Below are 25,606 nucleotides of genomic sequence, written 5' to 3' on the forward strand. Positions count from 1 at the left end.
AGTGCCCAGGCCCAGCGCCAGCACGCAGCTGGCGACCAGGCCCAGCCGCGCGCGCCGTTGCCGTTGCAGCTGGCGGCGAATCTGCGGCAGGAACGGGGTATCGGCCGGCGGCGGTTCCAGCCCGGCCCACGCCGCCCGCAGCGAGGCGGCATCGCTTTTCCAGCCGGCAATGCGCGCCGCCTGCTGCGGATGCTGGTGCAGCCGGTGTTCCAGCGCGCGTGCGCGCTCGGCATCGAGCCGCCCGTCCACATAGGCGTGCAGTTCTTCGTCGTCGGGGGGCAGTGTGTTCATTTCAGTACCCGCAGTACCGGGGTGGGGTCGAGGCTGCCTGCGTCCAGCGCGCGCAGCCGGTCGCGTGCCCGCGACAGCCGCGACATCACCGTGCCGATGGGAATGCCCAACGCGTCGGCCGCCTGGCGATAGCTGAACCCTTCAACGCTGACCAGCATCAGCAACGCCCGCTGTTCGGCCGGCAGCCGGGCAAACGCGGCCAGCTGCGCACGTCCATCGTGTACGCGCTCGGCCGACGGCGAGGTGCCGGCCTGCTGCGGCGCGAACAATGCCACCACCCGCTGCCAGCGCGCCGCGTGCCGGCGCTCATCGATGAACTGGCGATAGAGGATGGAAAACAGCCAGCCTTGCAGCGCGGCGTCCTCGCGCCGCGTATCCCAGCGCCGCAGCGCGCGCTCCAGCGTGGCCTGGACCAGGTCGTCGGCGCTGGCCGCATCGGCCGCCAGGGAGCGGGCAAAGCGGCGCAGGCGGGGCAATAGCGCGCGCAGGCGTTCGTCGTCGAAGGTGTCCATCACAGTCCGGCAGCAGGGGTACGGGTATGACGCTCAGGTCTGGCGATTATTCCCGTATGGATGCCCACATTCGCCGAAGATCGTTCGCAATCCGATGGAATAGATGCCGCGCCCGCACGTCCTACCTGTCAATCCACCCAGGAAACGCCGATGACTGCCGACTCCCCCCCTCCTGCACCGCGCCGGCGCCGCTGGCTGCCACTGGCCGGCATCGCCGCCATCGCCGGGCTTGGCGCGGTCGCCTTTGCCTGGTCGGCCGGCTGGATCGGCAGCAGCCAGCGCCTGACCGCGGCGGAGTTCACCAACACCATCGAGGCCACCGGGGCCCGGCATCCGGGCTTCCGCCGGGCGCACAGCAAGGGCATCTGTGTGACGGGCAGCTTCCAGGGCACGGCCGAGGGCGCTGCGCTGTCCAAAGCACGGGTGTTCTCGCAGACGGCGGTGCCGGTGCTGGGCCGGATGTCGATCGGCGGCGGCGATCCGCATGGCGCCGAGGCGGCCGCGCGCGTGCGCAGCATGGCGCTGCAGCTGCGCAGCGACGACGGCCAGGAATGGCGGATGGCGATGAACAGCTTCCCGTTCTTCGGCGTGCCCTCGGCGGCGGCGTTCCTGGAGCAGACCCGGGCGCAGATCCCGGACCCGGCCACCGGCAAGCCCGACCCGGCCAAGCTGGCCGCCTTCCTGGCCAAATACCCGCAGGCGCGGCGGTTCCAGGCCTGGGCCAAGTCGGCGCCGTGGTCCAACAGCTGGGCCAACACCGCCTACAACGGCATCCACAGTTTCCGCTTCACCAATGCCGCCGGCGAGACCCGGCTGGTGCGCTGGTCGATGCGGCCGCAGGCACCATTCGTGGAAATGGACCAGGCCCAGCGCGCGCAGGCACCGCTGGACTATCTGGCCGACGAATTGAGCCGCCGCCTGGCCGCCGGACCGGTGCGCTGGGACATGCAGGTGAGCCTGCCCGAGGCCGGTGATGCGATCGATGATCCCTCGCAACCGTGGCCGGACAGCCGCCGCCAGATCACCGTGGGCACGCTGACGCTGCAGCAGTGGCAGCCGCAGGCCGGGGGCGCCTGCCGCGACCTGAATTTCGATCCGCTGATCCTGCCCACCGGCGTGGCCGGGTCCGATGATCCGATCCTGGCCGCGCGGTCGGCGGTGTACGCGCAATCCTTCGACCGGCGCGAACGCGAGATCGCCAGCGGCACAGCCACCGAGGCCACCGGCCAGGGAGTCACCCGATGAACAGTCCACCCGTGAAATGCCCGCCCTCGCACTTCAACCTGCTTGCCCGCATCCTGCACTGGAGCATGGCGGTGCTGATCCTGACGATGCTGTTTGTCGGCGTGATCATGGTGAGTTCGCTGACCTTGCGGCCGACGCTGGTCGACCTGCATCGCCCGCTCGGTATCGCCATCGGGCTGCTGGCACTGGTGCGTCTGGGCAACCGCCTGAGCCACCGGCCACCGCCGCTGCCGGCCGACCTGCCCGCCATCCAGAAGTTCGCCGCGCTCGCCTCGCACTGGGTGCTGTATGCGCTGATGCTGGCGATGCCGCTGATCGGCTGGGCAATGCTGTCGGCCGGCGGCTATCCGATCGTGATGTTCGGCAGCGTGCATCTGCCGGCGATCGTGCCGCACTCGCCCGACGTGTATGCGCCACTGCGCGCGGCCCACGGGCTGCTGGCGTACCTGCTGTTCGCCACGGTGCTGCTGCACCTGTCGGCGGCGCTGTACCACGCCTGGGTGCGCCGCGACGGCGTGTTCGCGGCGATGGCCCGTGGCCCGCGGCGCGAGCGTTCGTAGCGGTTACAGCCAGCCTTTCTGCCGCGCGAGGCGATACGCCTCGATGCGGTTGGCCACGCCCAGCTTGCCGATGCACTCGGACAGGTAGTTGCGCACGGTGCCGTGCGACAGCCCGAGCTGTTCGGCGATCTCGTTCGCCGCACGGCCTTCGCCGGCCAGCCGCAGCACCTGCCGTTCACGATCATTGAGCGGGTCGGCTTCCGACCAGGCTTCCAGCGCCAGCTGTGGATCGATCGCGCGGCCGCCACGCTGCACCTGGCGCAGCGCTTCGGCCAGCTTTTCCGCCGGTGCATCCTTGAGCAGATAACCCGCCACCCCGGCGTCCAGGGCGCGGCGCAGGAAGCCGCTGCGGGCAAAGGTGGTGACAATCACCACCTTGACCGGCAGGCCATGACGCTGCACCCGCTGGGCCAGCTCCAGGCCGGTCAATCCGGGCATTTCGATATCGGTGACCAGCACGTCGGGGGTGAGCCGTTGCAGCTCGCGCCAGGCGATCTCGCCATCGGCGGCAGCCCCGACCACCTCGATATCGCTCTCCAGATTCAACAGCGCCGACAGCGCGCCGCGCACCATCGCCTGGTCTTCGGCCAGCAGGATGCGGATCATGCCGGCCCTTGGGGCGACAAGGCCGGGGAGGCGCCAGCGGGGACGGCGGGAGCGGCGGCCGGTTCCTCCCCGCCGCGCGCCGCGCCCGTGGCAATGCCGATGGGCACGCGCACCTTCAGCCGGGTACCGGCCCCGCGTGGTGAATCGATCTGCAGCGTCCCGCCCAGCGCCAGCACCCGCTCGCGCATGCCGGCCAATCCGTTGCCATGCAGCGAGACGCCGCCGCGGCCGTTGTCATGGATTTCCAGCCATACCGCATCGGCCTCGCTGCGCAGGGCGATCATCGCCTCGCTGGCCTGGGCGTGACGGGCGATGTTGGTGACCGCCTCGCGCAACACCAGCGACAACCCGGCTTCGATCCAGGCCGGCATCGCCGGCGGCGGTGCGTGGCGCAGGTGCACCCGCGACGATTCCAGCAGCAGGTGGGCGGCGGCGATCTCGGCCGCCAGATCGGCAGCGCGGAAGCCGGTCACCGCGCTGCGCACCTGCGCCAGCGCATCCCGGGCGATCTGTTCGGCCTCTTCCAGTTCGCGCCGGGAGGCGTCGCCATCACGATCAAACAGCTTGCGCGACAGCTCCAGTTTCAGCGTGATCAATGACAAGGTATGGCCGAGCAGGTCATGCAGGTCGCGGCCGATGCGTTCGCGCTCGGCGGTGGCGGCCAGCCGCCGCACTTCCTCGTGCGACAGCCGCAACGCGGCGTCCTTCTCGCTGCTGGCACGCTCGACGTTGACAATCAGGCCGATGATGACCGCCAATACCGGCACCCAGGCGATGGTCTGCCACGGATAGCCGATCCACAACGTCAACGCGACGAACACGGCATTGAGCACCGCCAGCTCCATCAGGTAACGCGTGGTGCTCCTCCCGCAGCCGGTACGCAGCATCACGCAGCCGAAGATGAAATAGCTGATACCGGACGGATACACCGGCAGCAATGCGAACGACAGCGCGATCATCGCCAGCGCGAACAGCGGTGCGATACGTCGCGACGCCAGCAGCGTCATGAAATAGAGCAGCACGAACAGCGGGTATGACCACAGCGTGACCAGCGCCCAGCGCAGGGTGTAGCCGCCACCGAACATCGGCGTGATGAACACCCATACCGTCCACAGCAGATGCACCGCATCCAGCCACGGCCATTTGCCGAGCTTGAGGTTGTCGGCCACCACCGAATCCGGTGCCGGGGTCAGCCAGCCGGGAATATAGCGACGCGTCACGCAGCGGCTCCTGTGCAGTCCCCGGTCATGATGCCATCAGCCATGCCGGCGCAAGCGCCAGCTGGCCAACGCGGTGACCAGCACGGTAAACAGCGCCAGCCACAGCACATGTGGCCACGGCGTGCCGCTGTCGAACCCCACCGCCGCCTGGGCCAGCTGGTTGAGGTGGTGGCTGGGCCAGACCGGGGCGAGCCTGCCGATCAGCGGCGGCAGCATCGACAGCGGAAACCACAGCCCGGACAGGAACGCCATCGGCAGGTACAGCAGGTTGACCAGGGCCGGTGCGCCATGGCCCTTGACCAGCGTGCCCAGCAGCAGGCCCAGCGCACAGAACGGCAGCGCGCCGCCGATGCACACCGCACCCAACCACAGCATCCGCGGCCATGACAGGGTGACTCCGCCCAGGGTGAGCGCCAGCGTCATCAGCAATGCCGCGATCAGCGCGGCCATCAGCATCGCCATCACCATCTTGCCCAGCAGGTAGGCCGCCGGCGGCATCGGCAGTGCGCGCTTGAGCGTGAGCAGGCCATTGTCGCGCTCCAGCGCCAGCGACATGCCGAAGCCGAACAGGCCCGGTGCCATCACCCCGAAGGTGGCATAGGTGGCCAGCAGGAAGCGTGGCGCTTCGGGGGAATTGCGCGCCCCCAGCACCACCGCGAACAGGGTGTAGAACAGCGCCGGGAACAGCAGCGTCGGCAGCAGGAAGCTGGGGCTGCGCAGGTAGCGCCGGCATTCGCAGCCGATCTCCTGCACATACGCGGCCAGCAGCCGGCGCCGCGTCATCGGCCGCACCGGCGAACCGGCATCGTTTGCAAAGGGCATGGCGTTCATCAGGCGGCCTCGGACCATGTGGGGGATGCGACATCGCGGGTCAGCTCACAGAAGGCTTCGCCCAGCCCGGCCGGTTGCACCTCCAATCCGGACAGCGCCGGATCGGCGTCGAGCAGGCGCCGCACCACCGCTTCGACCGGATCGCAGGACAGCCACAGGCGGTCGCTTTCGCGCCGGGCCTGCCGCACGCCCGGCCAGCGCGCGACCACCTCGGCGTCCAACGTGGTGACACAGCGCACGTGACGGGTGGCGACCCGGGCACGCAGCGCGGCCACGCTGCCGTCGCTGACGATGCGCCCGCCCCGCATCACGCAGACGCGATCGGCCAGCTGCTCGGCCTCTTCCAGATAATGGGTGGTCAACACCACCGCGGTGCCGGCCGCGACCAGCGCGCGGATCGTCTCCCACAGCCGCTGCCGGGCCTGGATATCCATACCGACGGTCGGCTCATCCAGAAACAGCAGCTCCGGATTGCCACACACCGCCAGCGCGAACTGCACGCGCCGCTGCTGGCCGCCGGACAACTTGCCGTACGGGCGCACCAGCAGGTCTTCGACCCCGGCCAGCACCGCGCTGTCCTGCACGCTGCGTGGCGCCGGATAGTAGCTGGCGGTCAAACCGATCAGCTCGCCCACGCGCAGGCTGGGTGGCAGTTCGGCATGCTGCAACATCACCCCGATCCGGCGCCGCGCCGCCAGTTGCTGCGGGTCATGGCCGAACAGCTGCACCCGGCCCTCGTCGGCGCGCAGCAGGCCCAGCAGCAGCGCGATGGTGGTGGTCTTGCCCGCGCCGTTGGGACCGAGCAACGCCAGCACCTGGCCGGCCTGCAGCGCCAGATCCACTCCATCCAGCGCCAGCTGCTTTCCATAGCGTTTGCGTACGCCCTGCAGCCGGGCCAGCACCGCTTCATTGCCTTGCATCGCGCACCACCTCGCACCGGGAATGGGTCCACGATAGGCAGGCCCCGGCCGTCGCGGCAGTGCGGCCGGTCAGTCAAAGCGGGTGACAAGCGTCACCTGCGCCTGACCCGGCTGTCTCCTAGAATCGGTGCCCGGTCCACCGTGCTCCTCGCCCTGCCGGCGGGAATTGCCAGCGGCATTCGGTTACCGTCAGTCACACTTTCCTTCAAGGGTCGTCCTGCTCTCCTATGAATGCCTCTGCCGAACTGTTGAAGGAACTGCGCATTGACCGCAAGACGGCGCCGCCGCCCCCCTCGCCGCGGCGCGGGTGGTGGATCGCGCTGGGGGTGCTGGGGGTGGTCGTGCTCGGCACGCTGGCCTGGCTGCTGCTCGGCCGCGCCAGGCCGGTGGAAGTCAGCACCGCCCCGGTAGTGGCCATCGGCCAGGACAACGCTTCAAGCTCGGTGCTGGATGCCAGCGGCTACGTGGTGGCCCGGCGCACGGCCACGGTGTCGGCCAAGATCACCGGCAAGGTGCGCGAGGTGATGATCGAGGAAGGCATGCGCGTGGAGGAAGGCCAGATCATGGCCACCCTCGACCCGATCGATGCCAATGCCCAGCGCAGCCTGGCAGCGGCGCAGCTGGCTTCGGCGCAAAGCCAGCTGGGCGCGTTGCAGGCGCAGATCAAACAGGCCGATGCCGATGCCCAGCGGCTGCAGGCCCTGGCGGCCCAGCAGCTGGTGTCGCGCTCGCAGTTCGAGCAGTCCGTGGCCGCGCGCGACAGCCTGCACGCGCAGCTGGTCACCGCCCAGCGCAACAGCACCGTGGCCCGTGAGGCGCTCGCCATCGCCGAGCTGGGCGTGGACAACAACATCGTGCGTGCCCCGTTCTCCGGCGTGGTCACCGCCAAGGCGGCGCAGCCGGGCGAGATCGTCTCGCCGCTGTCGGCCGGTGGCGGCTTCACCCGCACCGGTATCGGCACCATCGTCGACATGGATTCGCTGGAGATCGAGGTCGACGTCGGCGAGGCCTATATTGGCCGGGTACAGCCGCAGATGCCGGTGGAAGCCACGCTCAACGCCTATCCGGACTGGAAGATTCCCGGCCACGTGATTGCGATCGTCCCCACCGCCGACCGCGGCAAGGCCACGGTCAAGGTGCGGGTGGCGCTGGATCTGAAAGACCCGCGGATCGTGCCGGAGATGGGCGTGCGGGTGAGTTTCCTGGAAAAGCCGAAGGCCACCGGTGAGCACCGGCCCGAAGGCGTGCGCGTGCCGGCGGCGGCCATCGTGCAGCGCGGGCAGAAGCCGGTGGCGTTCGTGGTCGGCGACAGCGACATCGTGCAGGCGCAGGCGCTGCGGACCGGGATCGAGATGGGCAAGGACCGGCAGGTGCTCTCCGGCCTGTCCGCCGGGCAGACCGTGGTGCTCAATCCACCGGAGACATTGAAGGATGGCGACAAGGTGACGCTGGCAGGCGCGGCGGGCAAATAAGGCTGGGCGTCGCGCGTGATATCCCGCCTCCCACAGCGCGCAACGGACCAGGCCCCGCTCCACTTGCATTGCGGTTGATCGCGTTGTGATTACGGCTGCCCACGCTTTTGCTGTTCCGCTTTTGCTGTTCCGCTTTTGCTGTTCCGCGTTTGCTGTTCCGCTATTGCTGTTCCGCTTTTGCTGGTCCGCGTTTGCTGTTCCGCTATTGCTGTTCCGCTTTTGCTGTTCCGCTTTTGCTGACCTGCTTTTGACTCCTCAAACGCCGTAGAGCGAGCCGAGCACCGCCGCGAATCGGGGAGAACCGGCGCGGGTGTCTGAGCGCAGTGAATTCCGCGCCGCCCCGATTGGCGAGGAGCGCAGGGAACCGATGCGGCTGCATCGCATCGGATCGCGTCCCGGCGGCGTGTTCTTTGCTTACTTTCTTGCCCGGGCAAGCAAGTGACTCGTTCGCCGCGCAGCGGAAGCGAAAGCCGTTGCTTCTATTTCCCACCTGAAAAGGACGAACCAAAAAAGAACAGGCAAACGCTTTCGCGCCATTGGGCGCGAGTGACTTTTGTCCTGGCAAAAGTCACCAAAACCACCTGGCCTGACGTGGGATGCGGCGTTGCCGCACCGGTCCCCTGCGCGCCTCGCAGGACAGAGCCGGCGCACAACTCGCTACGTTCAGACACGTGCGCCGCTGCGCCCCCGTCCCGCTGTGGTGCTCGGCCCGCTCTAGCGCCAGCGAAAATCAAAAGAAACAAGCAACGGCAACAGCACCGCCTCAACTGCCCATCCCCGCATCACCTCGCAGAGGACTACCCATGAGCACCCTTGTCTCCCTCCGCAACATCACCAAGACCTACCAGCGCGGCCCGGAAAAGGTCCAGGTGCTGCACGGCATCGACCTGGAGATCGCCCGCGGCGATTTCGTCGCGCTGATGGGGCCGTCCGGCTCGGGCAAGACCACCCTGCTCAATCTGATCGGCGGCCTGGACACCCCCAGTGGCGGTGAGATCGAGATCGAGGGCGAACGCATCGACCGGATGTCGGCCGGCCAGCTGTCCACCTGGCGCAGCCACCACGTCGGCTTCGTGTTCCAGTTCTACAACCTGATGCCGATGCTGACCGCGCAGAAGAACGTGGAGCTGCCGCTGCTGCTGACCACCCTCAACGCCGCCGACCGCAAACGCCGTGCGCAGATCGCCCTGACCCTGGTCGGCCTGGCCGACCGGCGCTCGCACCGGCCCAGTGAACTGTCCGGCGGCCAGCAGCAGCGCGTGGCGATCGCCCGCGCGATCGTCTCCGACCCGACGTTCCTGATCTGCGATGAACCCACCGGCGATCTGGACCGGCAGTCCGCCGAGGAAATCCTGTCGCTGCTGCAGCAGCTCAATCGCGAGCACGGCAAGACCATCATCATGGTCACCCATGACCCCAAGGCCGCCGAGTACGCCACCCACACGGTGCACCTGGACAAGGGTGAACTGGCCGATGCGCCAGCGGCCCACTGACGGAGGATGCCGCGATGAAATATTTCTCGCTGATATGGGCGCAATTGTTCCGCAGCAAGACGCGGACGCTGTTGACCCTGCTCTCGGTGGTGGCCGCGTTCCTGCTGTTCGGGATGCTCGATTCGGTGCGCGTGGCCTTCAGCTCCGGTGGCAGCGTGGAAGGCGCCAACCGGCTGATCGTGACGTCGCGCCTGTCGATCACCCAGTCGCTGCCGATCCGGCTGGAGCCGCAGATAGGCCAGGTTGCCGGGGTGCGCGATGTCACCTATGCCATGTGGTTTGGCGGCATCTACCAGGACCCGAAGAATTTCTTCGCCAATTTCTCGGTGGCGCCCAATTACTTCGACATCTACCGCGAACTGCAGTTGCCGCCTGCACAGGTCCAGGCCTTCCAGGACACCCGCACCGGCGCGGTGATCGGCGAGACGCTGGCCAAGGAATTCGGCTGGAAGATCGGCGATACCGTGCCGCTGCAGGCCACCATCTTCCCCCATGGCGGCAGCAATGACTGGCCGCTGCAGGTGGTCGGCATCTACCGCTCCAAGGACCGCACGCTGGCGGCCAACGAGGAGCGCCAGCTGATGATGAACTGGAAGTACTTCGATGAATCCAACGACTACATCAAGAACCAGGTGAGCTGGTTCACGGTGACGCTGGACAACCCGGCGCATGCCTCGCGCGTGGCGCAGGCGATCGATGCGATCTCGGCCAACTCCGACCATGAAACCAAGACCCAGACCGAATCGGCGTTCCAGCAGGCCTTCGTCAAACAGTTCGCCGACATCGGCATGATCGTCACCTCGATCATGGGCGCGGTGTTCTTCACCCTGCTGCTGCTGACCGGCAACACCATGGCCCAGGCCGTGCGCGAACGCGTGCCGGAGCTGGCCACGCTGAAGACGCTGGGCTTCCCGGACCGCACGGTGCTGGTGCTGGTGATGGTCGAGGCGGTGCTGCTGATCGGCCTGGGCGGGGCGATCGGCATGGGCCTGGCCGCCGGGATCCTGCCGGTGCTGGCCCCGCGCACCATGGGCCTGCTGCCGCCGCATGTCCCGGTGCAGACCTGGGCGATGGGCATCGGGCTGATCGTGGTGATCGGCATTGTGGTGGGACTGCTGCCGGCGCTGCGCGCCAAGCGGCTGAAGATCGTCGATGCACTGGCCGGCCGTTGAGCCCGGGAGAACGCCATGAAGAAGCAATGGTTGGGGAATGCGCTGTCGATCCTGCTGCTGGCGATCGGCCTGGGAATCTGGATCGCGCTGCCCTGGTTCGGCGTGCTGGCGGTGGTCGTGCTGATCGGCGCGTGGCTGGCGTTCACCCGCAGCGGGCGGCTGGCGCTGGCGGCGACCCGTATCGGCATTGCCAGCCTGCCGCAGCGCTGGGGCGCCTCGTCGGTGGTGGTGGTGGGCATCGCCGGCGTGGTCGGGGTGCTGGTGGCGATGCTGGCGATGGGCGAAGGCTTCCAGGCCACGCTCAACAACACCGGCGATGACAGCAGCGCGATCGTGCTGCGCGGCGGTTCGCAGGCCGAGACCAACTCGGTGATCATGCGCGACCAGGTGCCGCTGCTGTCCACGCTGCCCGGCATCGTCAAGGATGCCCAGGGCCGTCCGCTGGTCTCACCGGAGCTGTCGCAGGTGGTGAACCTGATATCCAAAAGCGATGGCACCGACGTCAACGCGCAGTTCCGTGGCGTCGGCGAGATGGCCTGGGCGGTACACGACAAGGTCAGGATCACCGAGGGCCGGCGTTTCACTCCCGGTCTGCGCGAGATCGTGGTCGGCAAGGGAGCGCAGTCGCAGTTCGCCGGGCTGGAGGTCGGCAAGACGCTCAACCTGGGCAACCAGACCTGGACGGTGGTGGGCGCATTCGCTTCCGGCGATGCGCATGACTCGGAGGTGTGGACCGACGCGCAGACGCTGGCCACCACCTATCAGCGCAGTGCCTGGCAATCGATCAGCGTGCGCACCACCGGCAAGGCCGGCTTCGAGCAGTTCAAGGCGGCGGTGGCCAACGACCCGCGGTTGAAGCTGGACGTGGAAACCACCCGCGACTACTACGCCAAACAGGGCGGCGGGCTGACCAGGCTGATCAGCGTGCTGGGCACGGTGATCGGCGCGATCATGGCCATCGGCGCGGTATTCGGTGCGCTCAACACCATGTACGCGGCAGTGGCGACGCGGGCGCGCGAGATCGCCACGATGCGTGCAATCGGCTTCCGCGGCGTGCCGGTGGTGACCGCGATCATGCTCGAGACCATGCTGCTGGCCCTGCTCGGCGGTGCACTGGGCTGTCTGGTGGCCTGGGGCATCTTCAACGGCTACAGCGTGTCCACCATCGGCAGCAATTTCAGCCAGGTGGTATTCCAGTTCAAGGTGTCGCCGGATCTGCTGTGGAGCGGGTTGAAATGGGCACTGGGCATCGGTCTGGTCGGCGGCCTGTTTCCGGCCCTGCGTGCGGCGCGGCTGCCGATCACCACCGCGTTGCGCGAGACCTGAGGATGACGTCGCGGCACCGCGACCGCTGAGATCGCGCCGGCACGGCCAGCAACGGCCGTGCCGGCGTTGCCCGGCCACTGCCGCAGGCCCCACGTTGAACCCTGCCGCATTGCCGCCGCGCGTGCGTCGGCCCACAAGCCCGGCAACCACCCGCTGCCGTACGTGCCCGCCGCGCGGACACGTTCCAGGGCGGTGCATGCGTCTTTTTTTGCCGGCAGACGGGCGCAGCCCCTGGATGCACCGGTGCGCCGGTACGCCGCACTGCCGGAACCGGGGGTCCCGCTTTCGAATAAGCATCGGCTTCGTGTGCCGGCACGCCGCGGCGGCGAGTTCGCAGCGGTGGCTTGCGTGCCGCACCCGGCGCGCCCCTCTGCAAGGGCTGCGGCGGGGGCCGCATTTGCATGCCGGCGCGGCCACCCGCGCCGGCATGCGCGGTCGTGCAAAGCCCTATTTGCAAACTTTTCGTTAAACTGTCTGGTTCCCCCACGTGTTCCACCTCATGGCGCCGGTAAAAGGGCGCTTTTCCGTAGTACAGAAAGAGAATTTGTTCAGATGTATTTGAATCACCACCCGCTGCACACTGCTGTCCTGTTCGCCCTTGCCGCTGGCGCCAGCCTGCCGGCCTTCGCCCAGAGCGAAGACGCCCCGATCACCCTGGACCGGATGGAAGTCACCGGTTCGCGCATCCGCCAGGCGAGCCTGGAAACCGCCCAGCCGGTCTTCGCGATCGGCCGCGCCGAAATTGAAAAGAAGGGCTACGTCAACGTCGCCGACATCCTGCAGGATGTTCCCGCTGCCGGTTCGCCGAGCATGAGCCGCGCCTCGGCGCTGACCTCCTCGCGCGATTTCGGCGGCATGTACGTCAGCCTGCGCAACCTCGGCCCGGAGCGCAGCCTGGTGCTGGTTGACGGGCGCCGCATGGGCGTCAGCGCCGGCGGCTATTCCGACCTGGCCTCGATCCCCTCGTCCATCGTCGAGCGCGTTGAAGTGCTGACCGACGGCGCCTCGGCGCTGTACGGCTCGGACGCCATCGCCGGCGTGGTCAACGTCATCACCCGCAAGAATTTCGACGGCGCGGAAGCCAGCGCCTACGTCGGCCAGTACAGCCAAGGCGATGGGCAGAAGAAGGCCTACAGCGCCACCTTCGGCAAGACCTTCGACCGCGGCTGGCTGACCCTGGGTGCTGAAGTCACCAAGGAAGATCCGGTGCTGGGCGGCGCGCGCGAGTTCACCGCGTACCCGAACGGCCCGCTGCATCCGCAAGACGGCCTCAGCGGTGTCACCGAATGGGGCTGGGCCACGGTCGGCGGCAAGACCATCAGCGTCGGCCCCGGCGGCAATCCGGCCAATATCGGCGACTACCAGCCGCGCGACCCGGCCACCTATGCCAACACCAAGCGCAGCATGACGCTGCTGACCGGTCTTGAGCGCAAGGCGGTGTTCGCCAACGGTGGTTTTGACATCACCGACAACCTGCGCCTGGTCGCCGATGCGCTGTACAACGAGCGCGAGTCGAGCAAGCAGCTGGCCGGCTATCCCTACCAGGTCACCGCCGCCAACGTCAGCAGTGGCGCCCGCGCCGCGCTGTCCAAGAACAGCGTGTTCAACCTGTGGGGCCAGGACGTGCTGTTCGCGCACCGCACCGAAGAGCTGCCGCGCGGCACCGAGAACAACCTGACCACCAAGCATGCCAGCCTCGGCCTGGAAGGCGTGCTTGAAACCGGTTCGCGCTACTGGGACTGGAACGTCAGCTACATGTACAACCGCAACGAAGGCGAGCGCATCGGCACCGGCAGCTTCTACCAGCCGCATGTCGATCTGGCCGTCGGCGCCTCGTTCATCGATGCCGGCGGCGTGGCCCGCTGCGGCACCGTCGGCAACGTGATCGCAGGCTGCACGCCGTGGAATCCGCTGGCGCCGATGGGCAGCAACAGCACCGGCTCGCTCAGCAACAAGGCCGTGCGCGATTACCTGTTCACCCGCTTCACCGACCAGATCCAGAGCACCACCAAGGTCGCCAGCGCCAACATCTCCGGCTCGCTGTTCAGTCTGCCGGCCGGTGAGCTGATGGCCGCCATGGGCGTAGAGCACCGCGAGGAAGCCGCCAGCTACATCCCCGACCTGATGGTGCAGAACGGCACGATCGCCGGTACCACCGGCCAGCCCACGCGCGGCGACTACGCGCTGGACGAGGTCTACCTGGAACTGCAGGTGCCGTTGCTGGCCGACCTGCCGCTGGTGCGCGAGCTGTCACTGGACGTGGCCGGCCGTTATTCGGACTACGACAACTTCGGTGCCACCACCAACGGCAAGTTCGGCCTGAAGTGGAAGCCGCTCGACGCCCTGCTGGTGCGCGCCACCTACGGCACCGGTTTCCGCGCGCCGACCGTGGACGATCTGTACGGTGGCTCGGTCAGCACCCGCGACCGCCTCACCGATCCGTGTGACAGCGCCTTCGGTGCCGCCTCGCGTACCGCCGCCGTGGCGGCGCGCTGCAATGCCGCCGGCCTGGCCAGCGACTTCCGCCAGAAGACCGCCGATGGCGACAACGCCGCTACCGCCGGTGCCCAGGCCGTCACCGATTTCAGCTCCGGCTCCAACCCGGACCTGAAGCCGGAAACCGCCAAGACCTGGACCGCCGGCGTGGTCTACAGCCCCGAGTTCGTCCGCGGCCTGGACCTGAGCCTGGACTGGTGGAAGATCCGCATCGACAACGTGATCGTTGGCGAGTCGGCCACCGACATCCTCAACCAGTGCTACGTGCAGGGCATCGCCTCGGCCTGCGACCGCTTCACCCGCTACACCTCGGGCACCAACAAGGGCCAGGTCAGCGGCATGAACCGCACGTTGAACAACGCCGGCTACCAGGAAACCGCCGGCTACGACATCGGCATCCGCTACCGCCTGCCGGAACTGGCGATCGGCCAGTTCGCCGTGCGCTGGAACACCACCTACGTGGATTACCTGCAGCGCAAGAACGACAACGTCGACACCACGCCGGTGGAGGAATTCACCGGCTGGGGTGGCAACTTCCGCGTGCGCTCCAACCTCAACCTGGATTGGCAGTACGGCAACCTCGGCATCGGCTGGACCACCCGCTACTACTCCAGCATGAAGGAGAAGTGCTCCTACGATCTGGATGGCGGCCCCGAGTGCAACCTGCCCGGCTTCCAGTCGGCCTATACCGACGTGCAGCCGAGCCGCAAGACCGGTGCCAACACCTTCCACGACCTGCAGGTGCGTTATGCGATGCCGTGGAACGGCACCGTGTCGCTGGGCGTGAACAACGTGTTCCAGCATGAAGGCCCGACCATGTACAGCCAGCCGAACAGCAGCTTCACCTACTACGGTGGCTTCGACATCGGCCGTTTCATGTACATGAAGTACCAGCAGCGGTTCTGATCGTGCAACACCGCCGGTAACGGCACGCAAATGGAAACGGCGCCCCGCAAGGGCGCCGTTTTTCCTGGCACGCGTGCAGTGCCGGGCAACGCCCGGCAAGCGCGGTCACGCCGCCGCTTTATCCGGCTGGCGCGCGCGGGCAGCGCGCAGGCCGGCAATCGCGAACACCGCCAGCCCCGCCCAGATCAGGCCGAAGCCGAGCAGCTGGCTGTGCCCGAACGCCTCGCGGAACACCAGCACCCCGACCAGGAACTGCAGCGTCGGCGCGATGTACTGCAGCAGCCCGACCACCGTCAGCGGCACCCGGCGCACGCCGTAGGCGAAGGCGATCAGCGGAATCGCGCTGACCGCGCCGGCCAGCACCAGCAGCACCTTGCTGTCCCACCCCCAGCCGGAAATGAAGCCGCCGCCGTGGCCGTTTTCGGCCCACAGCACATAGCCCAGCGCCGGCAACACCATGAACAGGCTTTCCACGCCCAGCCCGGCCACCGCGTCCACCACCACCAGCTTGCGGATCAGCCCGTACAGGCCGAAGGTGATCGACAGCCCGATCGCGATCCACGGCGGCCGCCCGCTCTGCCAGGTCAGCCACGCCACCCCCAGCGCGGCCAGCGCCACCGCCAGCCATTGCAGCTTGCCCAGCCGTTCGCCCAGCACCAGCACGCCGAGCAGCACGCTCAGCAGCGGGTTGATGAAGTAACCCAGGCTGGTTTCCACCACATGCCCGGCATTGACCGCCCAGATGTACAGGCCCCAGTTGGCGGCGATCAGCAGGCTCGACAGCCCCAGCAACCAGAAACGGCGCGGGCGCGCGGCAATGGCCCGCAACCAGTCCCAACCGCCGCGCAGCACCAGCCAGCCGACCAGCAGCACCGCACTCCAGACAATGCGGTGGGCGATGATCTGCAATGACGGCACCGCCTTGAGCAGATGCCAGTACAACGGAAACAGGCCCCAGATCACGAAGGCCAGGGTGACGCCCCACAGGCCGTGGTGCGGCTCGCGCGGGTCCTGGCTCATGCGCGGCGGACCCTGGCCAGGGTGATGACCACGACGCCGGCCAGGATGACCACCATCGCCCCGATATCGGCGCCGCTGAAACGCTCCGACGCCAGCCATGCCCCCAACGCCACCGCGATCACCGGATTGACGTAGGCATAGCTGCTGGCCAGCACCGGGCGCACGTTCTGCAGCAGCCAGACATAGGCGGTGAAACCGACGATCGAGCCGAACACGCTCAGATATCCCACCGACAGCACCCCCTGCAGCGACGGCCAGCCGTGCACGCGCTCGCCGCCAAGCAGGCCGACCGTCATCAGCACCGCGCCACCGCACAGCATCTGCGCGGCGGCGGCCATGAACGGCGAGGGCAGGTCGCGGCCCTTGGACCAGATCGAGCCGGCCGCCCAGCCCAGTGGCGCGATCAGCAGGAACACCAGCCCGCGCGGGGTCGAGGTCAGGCTGCTGCCGGCGTTGAGCCAGAGCACCCCGGCAAAGCCGATGGCGATACCCAGCCATTCGCCCCGGCCGATCGGTTGCCCGCGGAACGCGGAGAACAGCGCCATCCACAGCGGCACCGAGGCCACCGCCACCGCCGCCAGTCCGGAAGACACGTCGCGCTCGGCCATCACCACCATGCCGTTGCCGAGAAACAGCAGCGCAAAACCCATCACCGCCAGCGTCGGCCATTGCGTGCGGGTCGGCGCCGGCACACCGCGCCAGCGCAACACGCCGTACAGCACGCTGCCGGCGATCACGAAGCGCAGCCCGGAAATCACCGACAGCGGCGGCAGCCCGCTTTCCAGCGCCAGGCGGATACCCAGGTAGGTGGAACCCCAGACCACATAGACCAGCAGCAGGGCGAGAACGACAAGCCCGCCACGCGGAGCAGGCGAAGCGGAAACGGGAACAGACATGGGCGTGGCCGGCGGGTGAGGCGGCAATTCTAGGGCAGGCGCCGCGGCCATGGGTGCGCCATCGCTGGAACGCCCGGTTGCAGCGACATACGCCGGTTGTCGCGGAAGGCGCCCGCGCGGCGATCACGGCCGCCGGCGGAACACCTTCCGATCAAGCGTGGGCGCCGCAAGCGCTCACCCTTCGCGCTACGCGGCGGTCAGCGCCGCGCCGCCTCGCTGTGTTCCCGGATGGCGCGGAACTCGGAGCCCTCGTCCCACTGTGGCCAGCGCCGGCTGTTGGCCAGCTCCAGCCCCAGGTCGTAGACCAGCAGCGTGTCGGCGGCGTGGCCGCTGGCATCCCAGTCCGGGCGCCATCCATCACAGGCCTGGTGGTAGCAGCTGGCGAAGTAGGCATCACGCAGCGCGCGACCGGTTTCCACCCCGCCCTCCAGCCTGTCCAGGCCGGGGCCGATGGTGATCGCCGGCACGCCCAGGCGGGCGAAGGCGAAATGGTCGGCGCGGTAGAAGAAGCCGGCCTCCAGGTTCGGATCCGGCGAGTAGCGGCGGCCGCGCGCCTTGGCCACCCGCTCCAGATCGCCTTCCAGCGACACCCGGCCCTTGCCCCAGGAAGCGATGTCACGGGTTGGCCCATCGGGGCTGAACATCTCGATATTGAGCACCGCGGCGGTCTTGTCCAGCGGCGCCAGCGGGTGCGCGGCGTAGTAGCTGGCACCAAGCAGGCCTTTCTCCTCGACGGTGAGCGCCACGAAATACAGCGTGCGTTGCGGCTGCGGCCCGGCGGCGAACACGCGGCCCAGTTCCAGCACCGAGGCCACCCCGGTGGCGTTGTCGATCGCGCCGTGGCGGATGCGGTCGCCATGGGCATCGGGCTGGCCGATGCCGAACGCGTCCCAGTGCGCGGAGAAGATCACCGCTTCGTCGGCATGGCGGGCACCGGGCAGCTTGGCCACCACGTTGCGGGTCACCACCGGGTCACGCTTGAGCGCGAAGTCCGCCGACAGCGCGGCATCGCCCAGCGCCAGCGGCTGGAAACCGGGCCGCATCGCCTTGCGCTTCTCGGTCTCGAAATCGAAACCGGCGCTGCGGAAAATATCGTCGGCCAGCGCCCGCTGCATCCAGCCGCGCACCGGCACATGCTGGGCCAGCGCCTGCTCGGGGCTGCGTTCGATATCGAACAGCGGCGAGGTGCCCGAGGCCCGTACCGTCGCCCACGGATAGGCGGCCGGCGCGGTCTCGTGCACGATCAGCACGCCCGCGGCCCCGCGGCGCGCGGCTTCCTCGTACTTGTAGGTCCAGCGGCCGTAATAGGTCACCGCCTTGCCCTCGAACGCGCCGGGCCGGTCGGCCTCGAAGTCGGCATCGTTGATCAGCACCACCGCGATCTTGCCGTGCAGGTCGAGATCCTTGTAATCGTTCCAGCCGCGCTCGGGCGCATCGATGCCGTAACCGACGAACACCAGCGGCGCATTCTCAAGCTTCACCCGCGCCTGCGGCCGCAGGCTCTGCAGGGTCACATCCTCGCCGTTGACCAGCGCGCGGCGCTTGCCCCGCAGGCGCAGGCTGGCGCGGACCGGGCCTTGGACCTGCGCCCGGACCAGCGGCACCGGCTGCACCCAGCCCCCCTCGCTGCCGCCGGGCTGCAGGCCGGCCTTGCGGAATTCGGCGATCAGATAATCCACCGTGCGCTGTTCGCCGGCACTGGCCGGCGCCCGGCCCTCGAACGCATCCGACGCCAGGATGCGCACGTGCCGCGACAACGCCTGCGGATCGATGCCGCCGCCGGGAAGATCGTTGGCCGCATGGGCAATGCCGCCGGCAAACAGGCAGGAAGACAGCAGCAACATGTGCATCGGATTCACGGCAGGCACCAGCGATAACGGACCGGCGAATTCTATCGCGCCGCCCCGCCGAAGCTGCAGCAATCCTGTATCCGGGGCGCACGCCGCCATGCACTTTGCCGCCAGCGGGGTCGGGCAGCGAATGGCGGGCGCCGCAATCGAAGAGCGCACCGCCGCCATCGTCGAGCAGCCGATACGCCGCGTCGAAATGGTCGCGCTGGACCGCCGTGTCGATGGTGTGGAAGACCGCAATCGCCAGGCATCGTGCGAAGGATTGCGCAGCAGGGGCTGCCGCTCCTGGCCACACCCACGCAACGGCGTTGGTCGCCGCCCGCCAACCGCCGCAGCTCAGCGGCGCAGCAGCACCGGCCGCAGCAGCAGCGCGGCCGCCATCACCGCCAGGAACACGCCGTACGCGTAGAGCACGGCAAGCACCTGCCGCCAGATCGCGCCGGCTTGGGCATCGGCCAGCCCCGCGGCGTAGCCGTGATGCATGGCGAAGACGCTGGCCACCAGCGCCACCCCCAGCACGCCGCCATCAAACCACTGCCGCCGGCGATGGCGTGGCTGCCGCGGAAACCACCAGTACAGCGTCGCCATGACGCAGAACCACGGCAGGAACAGCAGCAACGACAACCAGGCCATCAACGTGCTCCTTTGGATCGGATCGGTTACGCGGCGTCGCGCAGCGCCTGCAGGGCGGCCAACACCTCGGCCACGTCGGTTTCCACCCGCATCAGCGGCGTCTGCAGCGCAGCGCCGTGGTCGGCCTGCCTGATCACCGCGATCAGCTGCCCGGCATCGCGCGGCGAATCGAAGCCTTCGCTTTGCAGCAGCAGCTTGCCTTCACCATCGAGCAGCTTGAAGTAGAAGCGGCCGTCCTTCTCGCGGTACTGTTTGAACAGCGGCAGTGCGGCCTTGGCGGCCACGTGCGCCGGCGCCGCGTCACCGGCCTGCGACAGGTCGCGCAGGCCCACGGCGTGGCGCAGTTCCTTCAACAGCGGGATCGCGAACTGCTCGCGCAGCTGCTGGCCACGCTTGCGCAGGATCGCCTCGATCTTTTCCGGCTCGGCCATCAGCGCGTTGTAGCGCTCGCGCAGCGGCGACAGCTCGGCGTCGATGCGCTCGAACAGCTGCCGCTTGGCATCGCCCCAGCCGATGCCCCCGGCAAACGCCTGGGCGAAGGCCGCGGTCTGCTCCGGCGTGGCGAACGCCTGGTACATCTGGAACAGCGCCGAGCCTTCGGTGTCCTTGGGTTCACCGGGCGTGCGCGAATCGGTCAGGATCGAGAACACCAGCTTTTTCAGTTCCTCGCGCGGGGCGAACAGCGGGATGGTGTTGTGGTAACTCTTGCTCATCTTGCGGCCGTCCAGGCCGGCCAGGGTGGCGACCTGCTCATCGATCACCACTTCCGGCAACGGGAAGAACTCCTTGCCGTAGACGTGGTTGAAACGCTGGCCGAAGTCGCGCGCCATCTCGATGTGCTGGATCTGGTCACGCCCGACCGGCACCCGGTTGGCTTTGAAGATCAGGATATCGGCGGCCATCAGCACCGGGTACATGAACAGGCCGGCGCTGATGCCGGCATCGTCATCCAGCTGCTCCTCGCGGTTCCTGTCCACCGCCGCCTTGTAGGCATGGGCGCGGTTGAGCAGGCCCTTGCTGGCCACCACGGTCAGGAACCACATCAGCTCCGTGGTTTCCGGGATGTCACTCTGCCGGTAGAACCACACCTTGTCCGGGTCCAGGCCACAGGCCAGCCAGCTGGCCGCGATCTCCAGCGTGGAGCGCTGGGTACGCGCCGGGTCCTGCGCCTTGATCAGGCTGTGCAGGTCGGCCAGGAAGAAGAAACTCTCGATTTCCGAAGCCCGGCTGGCGGCAATCGCCGGGCGGATGGCGCCGACATAGTTGCCCAGATGGGGGGTGCCGGAGGGCGTGATGCCGGTAAGAACGCGGATAGTCATGCAAAAAAGTGACGGTCAGTTGAACCGCGCCAGTCTACCTCCCCGCGCGCAACCCCGCCGGCACAACCGCGGCGCTTTACCGCTACGTCCCTTCCCCTCGCCCTGCCAGGTCGCGCCGGTTCGCCTGTGTGCTGCCCCTGCTGTTGTGCGGGTTATCGCTTCGCGCAAAAAACAACGGACCGCATGCGGCCCGTTGTCGTGTTGGCTACGGCTTCGGATTACGGATTGTCGGGATAGTCCCGGCGCACCGCCTCCTGGAAATCGCGGACTTCGGTTTCAGCGCGGTCCTTGGCCCAGCCGTAGCGCTCCTGCAGGCGCCCGGCCAGATATTCGGCATTGCCTTCGGCCACCTTGAAATCGTCGTCGGTCAGGTCGCCCCACTTGGCCTGCATCTTGCCCTTGAGCTGGGTCCACTTGCCGGAAATGATGTCTTTGTTCATGGTCGGTCTCCTTTCGGACGGAACATCCGCCGCACCGCCACCATGCCGCAACCGGAGTCGACGCCAGGTGCAGCCCGCGTCCACGGATGCTCATGTCCTTGAACGGTTTGGCGCAGGTGGTTCAGCTGCGACGGAAGACGGCAAACCGCGCGCACAAAAAAGCCGGCGGGCGCCGGCTTCTTTGTCCAACTGCACCGGTGCTCAGTGCTTGGCAGCGTCTTCGACTTTTTCGCCGGCCTTCTGCACGTCCTTGCCAGCGCCGGCGACGGTATTGCAACCGGCCAGCATCGCCACGGAAAACATCGACACCATCGTCAGGGCAATCAAACGCTTCATATATTTCTCCCGGTGAGTGAATGAAAAAGTGTCAGCGACCGCTGCAGCGGCGTGGGCAATGCCTCAGCACCTGCCGTCTTTGCAATCCTCGGCCTTGTCTTCCACCTTTTCGCCCGCCTTCTGCATGTCCTTGCCGGCGCCGGCCACGGTGTTGCAGGCGGTGAGCATGCCCATCGAAAACATCCCCAGCGCCATCAGCATCAGTACTCGCTTCATTCCTTTCTCCTTCGCCACGGTGAGCGGCGGCCGATTCCACCGGTTACGGCGATCGGCTCCCCCGCGTGTGAAGGGAAATCTGGCTGGAGCGCTGTGGAGTGGGTGTGAACACCCGCATCGTGCATTCAGCCGCAAAGCGATTTCTTCAATCGCGCATCAACGTGGATTTGCCGAACAGGCTCTCCACCAGATCCACCGCCAGCTCGGCGGTTCTGTTGTGGTCATCCAGTAGCGGATTGAGCTCGACGATATCCAGCGAGCCCATGCGGCCGGTGTCGGCGATCATCTCCATCACCAGCTGCGCCTCGCGGTAGTTGGGGCCGCCGGGCACGGTGGTGCCCACGCCCGGAGCGATGCTCGGGTCGAGGAAGTCGACATCGAAGCTGACGTGCAGATGGGTGTCGACATCCAGGTTGGCCAACGCCGCCTGCATGGTGCGTTTCATGCCGGCTTCATCGATGTAACGCATGTCGTAGACATCGACATGATGCTGCTTGATCAGGCGTTTTTCCTCGGCATCCACCGAGCGGATGCCGATCTGCCGGACCTGGTGCGGCAGGATCGCCGGCGCCGTGCCCCCCAGATGCGTCAACGGCTCCGGACCCAGTCCACACAGGCACGCCACCGGCATGCCATGGAGGTTGCCCGACGGGGTGACCGCACTGGTGTTGAAATCCGAATGCGCATCCAGCCACAGGATCCGCAGGTTCTTGCCCTGTTCGCGGCACCAGCGCGCCACCGCGGTGATCGAGCCGATGCCCAGGCAATGGTCGCCGCCAAGCATGATCGGCAGCCGGCCATCGCAAAGTTCGGAATAAGTGGCCTCCATCAGCGCGCGGTTCCACGTCACCACTTCGTCCAGATGGCGGTAACCGGCCACCGGCGCCGACCATGGATTGCGGGGTCCATCAAGGTTGCCCAGATCGCGCACGTCCACCCCGCGCGCGCCCAGCGCTTCGGGCAATCCGGCAATGCGCAACGCCTCCGGCCCCAGCCGTGCACCGCGGTGACCTGCGCCGATATCGGTTGGCACACCGATCAATGAGACACGCGGAATGTCGGCCATGTCGCCACCTCCCTTGCAAAACGAAGCAGTCTAGCCAGCGCGGGGCGATACAACCCGCGGCAGCGCAGCAGGCGCGCGCAGACAGCGCACGAAGGCGCACAGGCAGGAGACGTGGGTGGTGCCGGCACCCGGATTCGAACTGGGGACCTACCGCTTACAAGGCGGTTGCTCTACCAACTGAGCTATGCCGGCAAAGGCATGCGGGGTGCAGACCCCGGCAAGGGCGCCATTCTAGCGTAGCCGGGCGCAATCAAGCGATTGTTGCCGCGCCGCGCCGCTGCGCTGGAGCACCGCCGCGGGCGAAGACGTCGCCGGGATCGCCGTATCGATCCACCAGCTGGCCGGCGCGTCGTCAGCCCCGGGGGCCAGCGACGCCGGGAATCCTGCCGCAACCAGGCTTGCCAGGCGGCGTTCGGCCCCCTCGCGGTTGCGGTATTGGCCCAGTGCCACGGCATTGGCCTCGTCGCCCTGGGCGATGATGTAGTAGTCGCTGAAACCGGCGTCCACGATCCGCTTGGCCATCGCCTGCGCGGCCTCGCGCGAGCCGGCCGGTGCGATCCATACCCGGTAGCTGCCGGCCTTGCTGCCGGCAACTTCACGCAGGCGCGGACGTACCATTGCGCTGCCGGCCTGCGCCAGCGCCGTCTGCGCGCTAGCGCGCTCGGCAAAGGGTCCCAGACTCAGGCACTGCTCCGGCTCCGGCGTCGGCCTGGGCGCGGCCACGGGGTCGGCTGCGTGCTTCGGGGGCGGGGATCCTTCGGGGGCAGCGGCGACCCACGCCTGCGCCGCTTCTTCCGGTGCGGTCCGCGCAATCGCGGCCGCGCTACCGCCCGTGCCCGCGTCCGGTGGTGACGGCAGCAGCTGCAGCCCGGCCACCCCGGCTTCGCTGTGCGGCCGGGGCGGCGGCGCCTCGTTGCGGCTCATCCACCACAGCGCCACCCCCACATTGAGAACGGCAAGCACAACAATCAGGGCACGGGTCAGCATGGGTTGATCCTAGCCGCGTGACGCATCGAATGTCCTGCCCAGCACGCCAGCCCTTCCAGCACCAGCGACGGCCGGTAGACCGCATCCGGCAACAGCGGCAGCAACGGCGTCGCCCCGCCACCGTGCACGATCAACGTCGGCCGCTGTCCGAGCAACGCGGCCGCGTGCTGCAGGCTGCGTTCGATCAGCGCCACCGCGGCGCCGTCACAGCCGGACGCCAGCGCCGCCTCGGTGTCGTTGGCGAATTCGGCATAGTCGCCGCCACTGGCCGGCAACTGCACCGCGCGCGCATGCAGCGCCTCGCGCATGGTGGTGGGCGAGGCGCTGATGCGGCCACCACGGTGCAGCCCACTGGCGTCCAGCAGATCGATGGTCAATGCAGTGCCAACCCCCGCCACCAGCACCGGCGCGATGGACGCGGCCGCCAGCAGTGCCAGGAACCGGTCCACGCCGAATTTTTCCGGACGCGCGTAGGCGATCCGCACCCCGGCGCATTCGGCCTCGGTGCGCGCCACCTGCACGTGCGCAAAACGCGTGCGCAGCAGCTGCAGCATCTCCGCGGTCAGCGCCGGCGCCGCCACGCTGGCCACCCAGGCGGTATCGCCGGTGGGCAAGGCCTGGCGCGCGGCCGCCGTCGTCACTTCGGCACCGTGCGCCCACGCCTGCACCACTCCCACTCCGGCCGCCTGCAGCGGCGCGAACTTGAAGCGCGAATTCCCCAGATCGAACAACCAGTCGCTCATACCGCCCTCACACTGACTTCCCCGGCATGGAACCGGACCTCGCCGTGGGCGGTGCGCACCCGCAACGCCCCATCCTCGGCCAGACCGCAGGCCTGGCCATCATGGAATACCCCGCCCTCCTCGACCCTGACCGCCTGGCCCTGCAACGCATCCATGGCCGCGTAGCGGGGCAGGAACGGCGCCAACCCCTCGGCATCGAACTGCTCCAATGCCGGCAGCAGGCTCGACAGCAGCGCGGCGACAATCGCATTGCGCGATACCGGCGCACCCGCCAGCGTGCCCAGATCGGTCCACGGCTGGCCGATGTCGCCGGCAACGGCCGCCGGCATGCGCACGTTCAAGCCGAGCCCGATCACCGCGCGCGCCGGGCCGGCGAACTCGCCGCCGCCCTCCACCAGCAACCCGCCCAGTTTGTGACCGGCCACCACCAGGTCGTTGGGCCACTTCAGCGCGACCCCGGAAAATCCCTGCGCGCGCAGCGCCTCCACCGCCGCCACGCCGACCGCCAGACTGAGCCCGCCCATGCGCGACAAGCCACCGCCGAATCCGCGCGACAGCGACAGATAGACATGTGCGGCCAGCGGCGAGGCCCACTGCCGGCCACGACGCCCGCGCCCGCCCGTCTGGCGCTCGGCCAGCAGCACGTCCACCCCGCGCACAGGCGTGCCGCGGCGCAGCAATTCACTGTTGCTGGAGGTCACCGTCCATAGAATTTCCAGCTCGCCCAGCGCCGCGAGCGCAGCCGCGCCCAGCTGCTGGCGGATCTGCACGGCATCCAGCAATTGCAGCGGCTGTTGCAGCCGGTAGCCTTCGCCGGCGCGGCCGTCGATGGCGACACCGGCTGCGCGCAATCCCTGAATACGCTTCCATACCGCGGCCCGGGTCTGCCCGAGCTCGCGCGCCAGCGCATCGCCGGACAGAGGTCCTGCTCCCAGTTTGGTTAGCAGTTCGCGGTCGTCCACGGCAAGCTTCCATCGGATTAACGTCAAAAGTATGCGGCAAGCGCAGCGGAGCGCCCAGCACGGCTTCCAATCCGCGTGGGAAAGCAGG

24 protein-coding genes, 1 tRNA gene and 1 pseudogene are annotated in these 25,606 nt (G+C 68.0%); 7 read left to right on the plus strand and 19 right to left on the minus strand.

Features of this window, described 5'->3' with window-relative positions; genetic code table 11:
• A pseudogene (locus QZH66_RS10660) lies at nucleotides 1–291 on the minus strand (anti-sigma factor); the annotation flags it as partial.
• Nucleotides 288–803 carry a sigma-70 family RNA polymerase sigma factor gene (locus tag QZH66_RS10665; RefSeq protein ID WP_305805923.1) on the minus strand — a complete coding sequence of 172 codons (516 nt, stop codon included), beginning with the start codon at nucleotides 801–803 and terminating at the stop codon, nucleotides 288–290. The pseudogene QZH66_RS10660 and the gene QZH66_RS10665, both read right to left, overlap by 4 nt.
• Before the next feature lie 150 nt (nucleotides 804–953).
• Between QZH66_RS10665 and QZH66_RS10670 the strand changes: the two genes are divergently transcribed.
• Nucleotides 954–2,048 (plus strand): catalase family peroxidase, encoded by a 1,095-nt coding sequence (locus QZH66_RS10670; protein WP_305805924.1) that lies wholly within the window; start codon nucleotides 954–956, stop codon nucleotides 2,046–2,048.
• Complete coding sequence (locus QZH66_RS10675) at nucleotides 2,045–2,608, plus strand: cytochrome b (protein ID WP_305805925.1); 564 nt, start codon at nucleotides 2,045–2,047, stop codon at nucleotides 2,606–2,608. The genes QZH66_RS10670 and QZH66_RS10675 overlap by 4 nt, the downstream gene beginning before the upstream one ends.
• Nucleotides 2,609–2,611: 3 nt before the next feature.
• On the opposite strand, the gene QZH66_RS10680 is transcribed toward QZH66_RS10675, so the two are convergent.
• From QZH66_RS10680 to QZH66_RS10695, 4 genes are read right to left on the minus strand one after another with little or no spacing between them, the layout of a single operon-like run.
• Entirely contained in the window at nucleotides 2,612–3,214 is a 603-nt protein-coding gene (locus QZH66_RS10680) for a response regulator transcription factor (protein WP_305805926.1), read from the minus strand.
• Nucleotides 3,211–4,434 (minus strand): sensor histidine kinase, encoded by a 1,224-nt coding sequence (locus QZH66_RS10685; RefSeq protein ID WP_305805927.1) that lies wholly within the window; start codon nucleotides 4,432–4,434, stop codon nucleotides 3,211–3,213. Before QZH66_RS10685 ends, QZH66_RS10680 begins: the two co-directional genes overlap by 4 nt.
• A gap of 36 nt (nucleotides 4,435–4,470) precedes the next feature.
• Complete coding sequence (locus QZH66_RS10690; protein WP_305805928.1) at nucleotides 4,471–5,265, minus strand: ABC transporter permease; 795 nt, start codon at nucleotides 5,263–5,265, stop codon at nucleotides 4,471–4,473.
• Nucleotides 5,265–6,185: an ABC transporter ATP-binding protein gene (locus QZH66_RS10695; RefSeq protein ID WP_305805929.1), complete on the minus strand. Its 921-nt coding sequence runs from the start codon at nucleotides 6,183–6,185 to the stop codon at nucleotides 5,265–5,267. Before QZH66_RS10695 ends, QZH66_RS10690 begins: the two co-directional genes overlap by 1 nt.
• A 227-nt stretch (nucleotides 6,186–6,412) precedes the next feature.
• Here QZH66_RS10695 and QZH66_RS10700 point away from each other — a divergent pair, with 227 nt between their 5' ends.
• The 5 genes from QZH66_RS10700 (at nucleotide 6,413) to QZH66_RS10720 (ending at nucleotide 15,050) form a co-directional block, all read left to right on the plus strand.
• Nucleotides 6,413–7,657 carry an efflux RND transporter periplasmic adaptor subunit gene (locus tag QZH66_RS10700; protein WP_305805930.1) on the plus strand — a complete coding sequence of 415 codons (1,245 nt, stop codon included), beginning with the start codon at nucleotides 6,413–6,415 and terminating at the stop codon, nucleotides 7,655–7,657.
• An 803-nt stretch (nucleotides 7,658–8,460) separates the two neighbouring features.
• Entirely contained in the window at nucleotides 8,461–9,150 is a 690-nt protein-coding gene (locus tag QZH66_RS10705; RefSeq protein ID WP_305805931.1) for an ABC transporter ATP-binding protein, read from the plus strand.
• A gap of 14 nt (nucleotides 9,151–9,164) precedes the next feature.
• Nucleotides 9,165–10,322, plus strand: a complete 1,158-nt coding sequence (locus QZH66_RS10710) for an ABC transporter permease (protein WP_305805932.1) — start codon at nucleotides 9,165–9,167, stop codon at nucleotides 10,320–10,322.
• Between the two features lie 15 nt (nucleotides 10,323–10,337).
• Complete coding sequence (locus QZH66_RS10715) at nucleotides 10,338–11,648, plus strand: ABC transporter permease (RefSeq protein ID WP_305805933.1); 1,311 nt, start codon at nucleotides 10,338–10,340, stop codon at nucleotides 11,646–11,648.
• 552 nt (nucleotides 11,649–12,200) lie between these two features.
• Nucleotides 12,201–15,050 carry a TonB-dependent receptor gene (locus QZH66_RS10720; protein WP_305805934.1) on the plus strand — a complete coding sequence of 950 codons (2,850 nt, stop codon included), beginning with the start codon at nucleotides 12,201–12,203 and terminating at the stop codon, nucleotides 15,048–15,050.
• Nucleotides 15,051–15,155: 105 nt separating this feature from the next.
• Here QZH66_RS10720 and rarD read toward each other — a convergent pair whose 3' ends face one another.
• From rarD to birA, 13 genes are all read right to left on the minus strand, one after another.
• On the minus strand, nucleotides 15,156–16,070 hold the full coding sequence (rarD, locus tag QZH66_RS10725) for an EamA family transporter RarD (RefSeq protein WP_305805935.1): 915 nt from the start codon (nucleotides 16,068–16,070) through the stop codon (nucleotides 15,156–15,158).
• The gene (gene yedA, locus QZH66_RS10730) at nucleotides 16,067–16,966 is read right to left on the minus strand and encodes a drug/metabolite exporter YedA (protein ID WP_305805936.1); all 900 of its coding nucleotides are present in this window, start codon (nucleotides 16,964–16,966) and stop codon (nucleotides 16,067–16,069) included. The genes rarD and yedA overlap by 4 nt, the downstream gene beginning before the upstream one ends.
• A 197-nt stretch (nucleotides 16,967–17,163) precedes the next feature.
• Nucleotides 17,164–18,816, minus strand: a complete 1,653-nt coding sequence (locus tag QZH66_RS10735; RefSeq protein ID WP_305805965.1) for a M28 family metallopeptidase — start codon at nucleotides 18,814–18,816, stop codon at nucleotides 17,164–17,166.
• Between the two features lie 336 nt (nucleotides 18,817–19,152).
• On the minus strand, nucleotides 19,153–19,449 hold the full coding sequence (locus tag QZH66_RS10740; RefSeq protein ID WP_305805937.1) for a hypothetical protein: 297 nt from the start codon (nucleotides 19,447–19,449) through the stop codon (nucleotides 19,153–19,155).
• Nucleotides 19,450–19,475: 26 nt separating this feature from the next.
• A complete protein-coding gene (locus QZH66_RS10745; protein WP_305805938.1) occupies nucleotides 19,476–20,768 on the minus strand; it encodes a tryptophan--tRNA ligase in 1,293 nt (430 codons plus the stop codon).
• 218 nt (nucleotides 20,769–20,986) lie between these two features.
• Nucleotides 20,987–21,208 carry a CsbD family protein gene (locus tag QZH66_RS10750; RefSeq protein ID WP_305805939.1) on the minus strand — a complete coding sequence of 74 codons (222 nt, stop codon included), beginning with the start codon at nucleotides 21,206–21,208 and terminating at the stop codon, nucleotides 20,987–20,989.
• A gap of 201 nt (nucleotides 21,209–21,409) precedes the next feature.
• Nucleotides 21,410–21,544: an entericidin A/B family lipoprotein gene (locus QZH66_RS10755; protein ID WP_305805940.1), complete on the minus strand. Its 135-nt coding sequence runs from the start codon at nucleotides 21,542–21,544 to the stop codon at nucleotides 21,410–21,412.
• Between the two features lie 63 nt (nucleotides 21,545–21,607).
• Complete coding sequence (locus tag QZH66_RS10760; protein ID WP_305805941.1) at nucleotides 21,608–21,760, minus strand: entericidin A/B family lipoprotein; 153 nt, start codon at nucleotides 21,758–21,760, stop codon at nucleotides 21,608–21,610.
• A gap of 145 nt (nucleotides 21,761–21,905) precedes the next feature.
• On the minus strand, nucleotides 21,906–22,826 hold the full coding sequence (gene rocF / locus QZH66_RS10765; protein WP_305805942.1) for an arginase: 921 nt from the start codon (nucleotides 22,824–22,826) through the stop codon (nucleotides 21,906–21,908).
• A 116-nt stretch (nucleotides 22,827–22,942) separates the two neighbouring features.
• Nucleotides 22,943–23,018, minus strand: a tRNA-Thr gene (locus tag QZH66_RS10770).
• Between the two features lie 39 nt (nucleotides 23,019–23,057).
• Nucleotides 23,058–23,813 carry an SPOR domain-containing protein gene (locus QZH66_RS10775; protein WP_305805943.1) on the minus strand — a complete coding sequence of 252 codons (756 nt, stop codon included), beginning with the start codon at nucleotides 23,811–23,813 and terminating at the stop codon, nucleotides 23,058–23,060.
• A complete protein-coding gene (locus tag QZH66_RS10780) occupies nucleotides 23,807–24,556 on the minus strand; it encodes a type III pantothenate kinase (protein ID WP_305805944.1) in 750 nt (249 codons plus the stop codon). Before QZH66_RS10780 ends, QZH66_RS10775 begins: the two co-directional genes overlap by 7 nt.
• Nucleotides 24,553–25,518: a bifunctional biotin--[acetyl-CoA-carboxylase] ligase/biotin operon repressor BirA gene (gene birA / locus QZH66_RS10785; protein ID WP_305805945.1), complete on the minus strand. Its 966-nt coding sequence runs from the start codon at nucleotides 25,516–25,518 to the stop codon at nucleotides 24,553–24,555. The genes QZH66_RS10780 and birA overlap by 4 nt, the downstream gene beginning before the upstream one ends.
• Between the last annotated feature and the right edge of the window lie 88 nt (nucleotides 25,519–25,606).

It is taken from the genome of Stenotrophomonas sp. YIM B06876 (genome assembly GCF_030711595.1).
Classification (GTDB): Bacteria; Pseudomonadota; Gammaproteobacteria; order Xanthomonadales; family Xanthomonadaceae; genus Stenotrophomonas.